Origin of the sequence: Amycolatopsis melonis (assembly GCF_040064235.1) — a bacterium.
In the GTDB taxonomy this organism is placed as follows: Bacteria; Actinomycetota; Actinomycetes; order Mycobacteriales; family Pseudonocardiaceae; genus Amycolatopsis; species Amycolatopsis melonis.
This window is the reverse complement of record NZ_JBDZYD010000002.1, coordinates 220,810-228,857: the sequence shown is the minus strand read 5'-3', so window position 1 is coordinate 228,857 and position 8,048 is coordinate 220,810. Positions and strand designations below refer to the sequence as shown.

The 8,048-nt window shown below is 71.0% G+C and carries 5 protein-coding genes; all 5 read right to left on the bottom strand.

Going from position 1 to position 8,048, the window contains the following annotated elements; genetic code table 11:
- Positions 1 to 84: 84 nt before the first annotated feature.
- The 5 genes from ABJI51_RS05590 to ABJI51_RS05570 are packed head-to-tail and all read right to left on the bottom strand — an operon-like array spanning position 85 to position 8,033.
- Positions 85 to 4,047 carry a ThuA domain-containing protein gene (locus ABJI51_RS05590; protein ID WP_431605575.1) on the bottom strand — a complete coding sequence of 1,321 codons (3,963 nt, stop codon included), beginning with the start codon at positions 4,045 to 4,047 and terminating at the stop codon, positions 85 to 87.
- Positions 4,044 to 5,021: a multicopper oxidase domain-containing protein gene (locus tag ABJI51_RS05585; RefSeq protein ID WP_348947947.1), complete on the bottom strand. Its 978-nt coding sequence runs from the start codon at positions 5,019 to 5,021 to the stop codon at positions 4,044 to 4,046. The genes ABJI51_RS05590 and ABJI51_RS05585 overlap by 4 nt, the downstream gene beginning before the upstream one ends.
- Positions 5,022 to 5,037: 16 nt before the next feature.
- A complete protein-coding gene (locus ABJI51_RS05580; RefSeq protein WP_348947946.1) occupies positions 5,038 to 5,877 on the bottom strand; it encodes a sugar phosphate isomerase/epimerase family protein in 840 nt (279 codons plus the stop codon).
- A 9-nt stretch (positions 5,878 to 5,886) separates the two neighbouring features.
- A complete protein-coding gene (locus ABJI51_RS05575; RefSeq protein WP_348947944.1) occupies positions 5,887 to 6,891 on the bottom strand; it encodes a sugar phosphate isomerase/epimerase family protein in 1,005 nt (334 codons plus the stop codon).
- Positions 6,888 to 8,033 carry a Gfo/Idh/MocA family protein gene (locus ABJI51_RS05570; RefSeq protein WP_348947942.1) on the bottom strand — a complete coding sequence of 382 codons (1,146 nt, stop codon included), beginning with the start codon at positions 8,031 to 8,033 and terminating at the stop codon, positions 6,888 to 6,890. Before ABJI51_RS05570 ends, ABJI51_RS05575 begins: the two co-directional genes overlap by 4 nt.
- Positions 8,034 to 8,048 lie beyond the last annotated feature (15 nt).

The following is an 8,048-nucleotide window of genomic DNA, read 5'->3' as shown; positions in this document are numbered from 1 at the left end:
GGGGGCGGGGGGGGGGGGGGGGCGGGCGGCCCCCCCCCCCCCCCCCCCCGGCCCCCCCCCCCCCCCCCCGGCCGCGGCAGACCGCTACAGCTGCCGCACCCGGATGTTGCGGAACTCGATCAGGTCGTTGTCGCTGTGGTTCTGCAGCCCGATGAACCCGCTCACGAACTGCCGCAGGTCCGTCGGCGGGTCACCCGCGCGGGAGGACTGCAGGCCCGGCGTGTTGTCGAACTCGTTGATCACCACGCCGTTGCGGACGATCGTGTAGTGCTGCCCGACGACCTTGATCTCGTAGTCGTTCCACGTGCCCTTCGGCCGCGCCCCCGCCTGGTCGAGCGGGCGCGGGTCGAAGTTGTAGATCGACCCCGTCTTCTGCGGCTCCCCGGTGTCGCCGTCGTAGATCTGGACCTCGTGGCCGCAGTAGATCGCCACCCACGCCTGCGACGTCCGCGCCGACCCGACCGTGCCGCAGCTGCCCGGGGGCCGCTGGTCCAGCGGGGTCCGCGGATCCGGGAACCGGACGAAGACGCCGCTGTTGGCGCGGCCGGGATCCGGCGCGATGTCCTTGAACTGCAGCTTGACCGAGAAGTCGCCGTACTGCCGCTGGGCGTACCACAGCATGCCCAGCCCGCCGCCTGCCCGCAGTGACCCGTCGGGCCGCAGCGTGAACTGCCCGGACGGCGCCTGGGCCCAGCCGCGCAGTGACGCCGCCGTGCCGTCGAAGATGGCGTCGTAGCCGGTGGTGCCCGGAGTCCCGATCGGGGACGCCGCGGCCGCCGCGTTCAGCTCGTCGGACTCCGCCGCACTCAGCACGCCGAGGTCGGTGAGCGTCTCCGTGGCCTGCTCGACGTGGTTGACGAACGCGGCGTGCGTGGACCACGTGCTTTCGTCGTCGATGAAGTCGTCGACCGTGCAGCCGCCGCCGGCGTTGCGGTTCGGCACCTTCGTCGCCGTGTCGCCCAGCGTCACCACCGTGCCCGGGTCCGCGACCGTGCAGCCGACGATGACGGCGGTCCGGGTGGTCGCCGTTTCGCCGTTCGCGTACGTCACGGTCAGCTTCGCGGTGTAGATCCCGGTGCGGGCGTAGGTGTGCCGCGGGTCGGCCTGGGTGGACACCGAGCCGTCGCCGAACTCCCACCGGTAGGCCACGCCGCCGGACTTCGACCCGGTGAACGCGGCGGTCAGCGGCTTGTTCTGCACCATCGTCGACGCCGCCGCGGGCGCGGGCGTCGGCGCGCCGCCGGTGTAGCTGATCCGGACCAGCTTCTGGTTGGCGTCGAGAGAGAAGAAGCCGTTGCCGTAGTCCAAGACGTACAGCGCGCCGTCCGGCCCGAACTTCGCGTCCATCCAGCTCTGGATGCGGGTGTCGCCGGAGCCGCCGGGCGCGATCTGCCGGAACGTCTCGGCGAACACCGGCGGCTGCTGCGTCGGCACACCCGCCGGGTCGACGGTCACCGCGACCCGGTTCTGGGCGTTGGCCTCGTCGCCGATGAACCACTTGTTGTCCCAGTACGCCGGCCACGCGACGCCGCTGGCGGTGTTGACCAGCGAGCGGTGGTACGTCGGCCCGGACATGATCGCCTGGCCGCCGCCCTTGAGGTACGGCTGGGTGTAGGTCGCGTCCGCCGCGTTGTACGTCGGGATCGAGGTCCCCGGCCGCTTCGGGAACACCGGGCCGCCGCCGTCCGGCGAGTACCAGATCATGTTGTCCTTGATCGGCGGCAGCGTCACCAGCCCGGTGTTGCGCGGCGAGGTGTTGACCGGGTGGTCGCAGTCGTACCAGCCGGTCAGCTCCGCGGCGTTGGTGCTGCTGCGGTCGCGGTAGGGCTGCCGGTTGCCCATGCAGTACGGCCAGCCGTGGTTGCCCGCCTCGGTGATGATGGTCGCCGTCTCGTACTTCGCCGGTCCCAGCTCGGGGCTCGGCGACGGCGCGTCCGGGCCGACCCAGCCCGCGGTCAGCCAGTTGTGCACCGGGTCGATCTGCAGGCGCGAGATGTTGCGCACGCCCATCACGTAGATCTCCGGCCGCGTCTTGTCCGCCGGTCCGTTCGGGAAGAGGTTGCCCGGCGGGATCGTGTAGGTGCCGTCGGGCTCCGGGTGGATGCGCAGGATCTTGCCGTCGAGGTCGTTGGTGTTGCCCGCGGTGCGGCGCGCGTCCTGGAACGACAGGCCCTTGTAGTCGAGGGTCCAGTTGTTGCCGGAGTAGCCGTTGGACCCGCCCGAGGAGTTGTTGTCCCCGGACCCGACGTAGAGGTTGCCGTCCTTGTCGAACGCCATCCCGCCGCCGGCGTGGCAGCAGCTGTGGATCTGCACGTCCCAGGCCAGCAGGTCCTTGCGCGTGGCCTGGTCGATGGCCTGCTTCGCGGAGTCGTAGGTGAACCGCGAGATCGTGCGCTTGCCGATCCGCTTGTCGCGGTCGATCGACTCGTGCGGCATCCAGTAGACGTAGAGCCAGCCGTTCTGGGCGAACTTCGGGTCGAGCGTGATGCCGACCAGGCCCTCCTCGTTCTTCACCAGCTCGTCGCCGCTGCCGCGGTTGCCCATCACCCGGAGCGTGGTGAGCAGCTTGACCTGCTTGGTGGCCGGGTCCCACTGGTGGATCGTGCCGCAGCCGAGGCCGACGTTCGGGTCGTCCCAGCTGACCACGGGCCCGGTCGGGCAGGCGGCCTTGCCGATGTAGAACACCTTGCCGTTCGGCGCGATGGTGAGCCCGTGCGGTTCGCCGATCTGGTCGAGCCGGCCCGCCGCGTTCTTCCCGGTGAGGCGTTCGATCTTGTAGTTCGCGGCGATGCCTGCCTGGCAGTCGCCGCGGACCATCCCGGTCGTCCAGCGCAGCGCGCCGAGCAGGTGGGTGCGGAACTGGGCTTCGCCGTACGACGCTTCCGTGCGGCCCATGCCGGTGTAGAAGGAGCGGCCGCCGTCGTAGTCGCGGCACCACGAGATCGGGTGGAACGGCCCGTTCGCGCCGGCGCCCGGCTGGTAACCCTTTTCTTCGACCTGCGCGACGGTGTGCACGGTGCCGACCGGGTTGGTCTCCCAGTTGAGCCACCGGTCGGTGCGCGTCCACGTCTGCGGCAGCCCGGCGGTGGCCGGGTGCTGCGCGTCGAGGACGTCGACGACGGCCTGCTGCGGCGCCGGTTCCGGCGGCGGCGGGGTCGCCGAGGTGTCCTTGAACAGCTTCAGCTCGGCCAGCTGGATGATCGGCTCACCGGCGTTGGCGGTGATGTTCAGCCGGTAGTTCGGGTAGGCGGTGGTGTTGGCGAAGGTGAAGGTCCGGGTCTGGAACGGGTCGGTGAACGTCTCGTTCGTGCGCGTGTCCAGGTCGGTCCAGGTGGTGCCGTCCGCCGAGCCCTGCAACGTCCAGTTCTTCGGGTTGCGGCCCGGGTAGTCGTTGGCGGACGTCAGCGAGTAGCTGCTGACCGCGACCGGCGCGGCCATCTTGTACGCCACCCAGCCAGTGGTCGCGAACGTCAGCCACTTGGTGTTGTCGTTGTTGTCGGCCAGTTTCTCCTTGGTCTCGTTGGGCGGGTTCTCCCCGCTCGCCGTCACCGCGGCCACCGCTTCCGGCGTGGGACGGGCGCCGACCGGGCGCGCCCCGATCAGGCCGGTGAACCACGCCGAGGAGTCCTGCGCGCGGGCGGCGTCGGAGATGCCGAGGAAACCCCCGCCCGCCTGCATGTACGCCTGCAGCGCGGCTTCCTGGTCCCGGCTGAGCGCCACGCCCTGCGCCGAGAGGAACACCACCCCGCGGTACCCGGCGAGGTTCGCCGGGGTGAACACGGCCGGGTCCGAGGACGCGGTGACCGTGATGCCGTTGTCCGCACCCAGCCGCGCGATCGCGTCGGCCGCCCGCACCACCGGGTCCTTCTGGTCCGCGGCCGCGCCGTGGAAGACCAGCACGTTGACCGGGACGCTCGCGGCCACCGCGGCCTGCGCGGCCACCGGCGTCACGAGCAGGGGTGCCCCGGCTGCCAGAACCGAAGCAATGGCGAGCACGACCGCGCCGCGCCTGCCGAACCATCGTCGTTTCACAGCTCGCCTCCTCATGCGTGGGTCCGGGCATCGGGATTCGCGTCGTGCCCGGTGTGGCCGTGCTGCTTGAAGCGGTCGATCGCGTCCTGCGCCCCGGCGGGCAGGCTGCCGTCGGCGTTGCGGACCAGGAACAGGCCCGCCATCCCGCCGTCGGAATGGGTCTGCACGTGGCAGTGGTACATCCACGCGCCCGGCCCGACGCCCTCCCCGGCGATCACCTGGAAGCCGAACGAGCTGCCGGGGTCGAGGTTCTTGTTGTCGACGACCTGGGCGTTGTCGCTCGCGCCGTTCAACATCCCGGTGCGGGTGTCGGCCCAGCGGTGGGCGTGCAGGTGGAACGTGTGCGGCAGGCTGCCGTGCCCGATGCAGATCCACTCGACGCGCTCGCCGAGGTTGGCCTCGAACATCGGCGTGTCCGGCGCCATCCGGTGGTTGATCATCATGTCGTTGAACACGACGGTGTACTGCTTGCTGGGCAGCAGATCGCCGCGACGGCGCACGATCAGCCCGCCGTAGAGCCCGCGGGCGAGGCCGCCGGTGCCGTGGTCGGTGCCCATCGCGTGGTCGTGGTAGTGCCAGTAGCCGGCGCTGCCCGGCATCCAGAACCCGCCGCTCGCCTCGTACCGGGCCCGCGTGCGCCAGGTGTAGGTCCGCGTCTCGCGCGGGTTGTTGAAGGAGGCGTTAAGCGGCGCGCCGTCGGACGCGGTGTCGTAGTTGACGCCGTGCGGGTGGATCGACAGCCGCTGGTCGGTCGTGTTGACCAGCTCGATCTCGAGGGTGTCGCCCTCGTAGATCTCCAGCAGCGGCCCGGGGATGGTGGCCTTGCCCGGTTCGAGGCCGTAGCCGTACAGCCCGTCCGGCAACGCCTCGGCGTAGAGCGTGATCCGGCGGACCGGGCCCGCGGCCGCGGCCGTCCCGGTGAATCCCACCACCGGGGCGAGCACGCCGGCCGCGGTTCCGGCCAGCATCGAGCGACGTGACACTCCCATGTGGACTCCCCCGGGGTCAGAAACGCACGGTGCGCAGGTAGTCGAACCCGACCTGGGCGGTGTGCAGCGGGTCGGCGGGCTCGTCGTGTTCGACGATGTACTCGCGCAGCGTCGAGCAGGAGGCGGCGAAGATGCGCGGGAAGTCGATGACGCCGGTGCCGGGATCGGTCATCGCGCCGTCCGCGGTCATGTCCTTGACGTGGTACTGGACCACGCGCGGGAAGTGCCGCCGGAACAGCTCGACCGGGTCCGCCCCGCCGGTCACCGCCCAGAACAGATCGATCTCCAGGTGCACGTCCCGCTTGCTCGTCTTCGCGGTGAGGACGTCGTAGGGCCGGACGCCGTCGATCGGGGCGAACTCGTGGGCGTGGTTGTGGTAGCCGAGCGGGATCCCGGCCCGGCGGAAGGCGATCGCCGCGGTGTTCATCTTCGCCGCGAAGGCCTCCCACTCGGCGATCGTGGCGAACTGCGCCCAGGGCACGACGGCGCGGGTGTTGCCGAGGATCTTCGCGTCGGCGATGGTCCGGTCGAGGTCGCCGTCGATGCCGATGTGCGTCGAGCTCGCCCGCAGGTGGCAGCGGTCGAGGATGGCGCGGAACTCGGTGGCGCTGCGGCCGTACGTCCCGGCCAGCTCGACCTTGCGGTAGCCGATGTCGGCCAGCGCCGACAGCGTGCCTTCGGGGTCGTTCTGCAGCAGCGAGCGCAGGGAGTAGAGCTGGATGCTGATCCTGTCGAGCGGGATGCGCCGCCGGGCGGCCGCCGCGTCCGCGGCACCCGGGAGGGCGACCGTCGCGAGCGCCGCGGTGGCGGCACCCAGCACGGTCCGTCGGGAGTAGTGGTTCGGTCTACCGCACATGGAACTCCCTCATTTCTGGTTGCTGAAAGCCGCGTCGAAAGCCGCCGCCGGCCGGTCGAACAGGTGCTCGCGCAGGTACTTCACCGCCTCCGCCGCGCCGCGGAGCCGGTCCATCCCGGCGTCCTCCCACTCCACCGAGATCGGGCCGGAGTACCCGATCGCGTTCAGCGCGCGGAAGCAGTCCTCCCACGGGACGTCGCCGTGCCCGACGGACACGAAGTCCCAGCCCCGCCGCGGATCGGCCCAGGCGAGGTGCGAGCCGAGCCTGCCGTTGCGGCCGTCGAACCGCTTGCGGGTGTCCTTGCAGTCGACGTGGTAGATCCGGTCGGCGAAGTCGAGGATGAACCCGACCGGGTCGAGGTCCTGCCACACGAAGTGCGACGGGTCCCAGTTCAGCCCGAACGCCGGCCGGTGGTCCACCGCTGCCAGCGCGCGTTTCGTCGTCCAGTAGTCGTAGGCGATCTCCGACGGGTGGACCTCGTGCGCGAACCGGACGCCGACCTCGTCGAAGACGTCAAGGATCGGGTTCCACCGGCGGGCGAAGTCCGCGTAGCCGTCATCGATGTCATCGCGCGAGACGGGCGGGAACATCGCCACGTACTTCCAGATCTTCGACCCGGTGAACCCGATGACGGTGTCCACGCCGAGCTTCGCCGCGGCGCGGGCGGTGTCGGCCATCTCGGCCGCGGCCCGCTGCCGGACGCCTTCGGGTTCGCCGTCGCCCCAGATCCGGGCCGGGAGGATCGCCTGGTGGCGGTGGTCGATCGGGTCGTCGCAGACGGCCTGGCCGACCAGGTGGTTGGAGATCGCCCACACCTTCAGGCCGTGCTCGGCCAGCAGCCGCAGCCGTCCCGGTACGTAGTCCTCTTCGGACAGTGCGCGGTCGACCTCGAAGTGGTCGCCCGAGCAGGCGATCTCCAGGCCGTCGTACCCCCATTCCGAGGCCAGCTTGCAGACCTCGGTGAACGGCAGGTCGGCCCACTGGCCGGTGAACAGGGTGACCGGACGGCTCATCGTGACTCCTCCACTGCGGTCCAACGGGCTTCTTCGGCCGCGCTGCGCTCGACGGCGTCCAGCACGCGCTGCACCCGCAGGCCGTCGTCGAAGCCCGGCTGCGGGTCGGTGCCTGCGGCGATGGCGTCGAGCAGGTCGGCGACCTCGTGGGTGAACGTGTGCTCGTAGCCGAGCAGGTGCCCCGGCGGCCACCACACGCCGACGTACGGGTGCTCGGGCTCGGTGACGAGGATGCGCCGGAAGCCCGCCTCGGTGCCCTCGCCGTCGTAGAACTGCAGTTCGTTCATCGACTCGAAGTCGAACGCGAGGCTCGCCTTCGAGCCGTTGACCTCCAGCCGCATCGCGTTCTTGCGGCCCAGCGCGTACCGCGTGGCCTCGAAGCTCGCCACCGCGCCCGAGGACAGCCGCGCGAGGAACAACGCGCAGTCGTCGACGGTCACCTCGTCCCGGCCACTCCCGGATGGCCGCTGTCGGACGAAGGTGTTCGTCAGCCCGGAAACGCCGGTGATGTGCTCGCCGGTGACGAACTGCGCGGCGTCGACGATGTGCGCGCCGAGGTCGCCGAGCGCGCCCGACCCGGCGTGTTCGCGTTTCAGCCGCCAGGTCATCGGGGCCTGCGCGTCGGACAGCCAGTCCTGCAGGTAGACCGACCGGACGTGCCGGATCTCCCCGAGTGCCCCGCGCGCCACGAGGTTGCGGGCGTGGGCGAGCGCGGGCACCCGGCGGTAGTTGAACGCGACCATGGCCCGCACCCCGCGTTCGCGGGCCCGCCGCGCCGCCTCGGCCATCGCCTCGGCCTCGGCGACCGAGTTCGCGAGGGGTTTCTCGCACAGCACGTGCTTCCCGGCTTCCAGCGCGGCGATCGCGATCTCGGCGTGGCTGTCGCCGGGGGTGCAGATGTCGACGAGGTCGACGTCGTCGCGGGCGATCAGGGCCCGCCAGTCGGTCTCGACGTCCGCCCAGCCGAACCGCTGCGCGGCGGCCTTCGCCCGTGTCTCGTCCCGGCCGCCGAGCACGGCGAGCCGCGGGACCAGTGCGGGGTCGAAGAACCGGTGCACGCTGCGCCAGGCGTGCGAGTGCACCGCGCCCATGAAGGCGTGGCCCACCATGCCGATCCCGAGGGTTTCCCGTGCCGTGCTCATGCCTCTCCTTGCAGG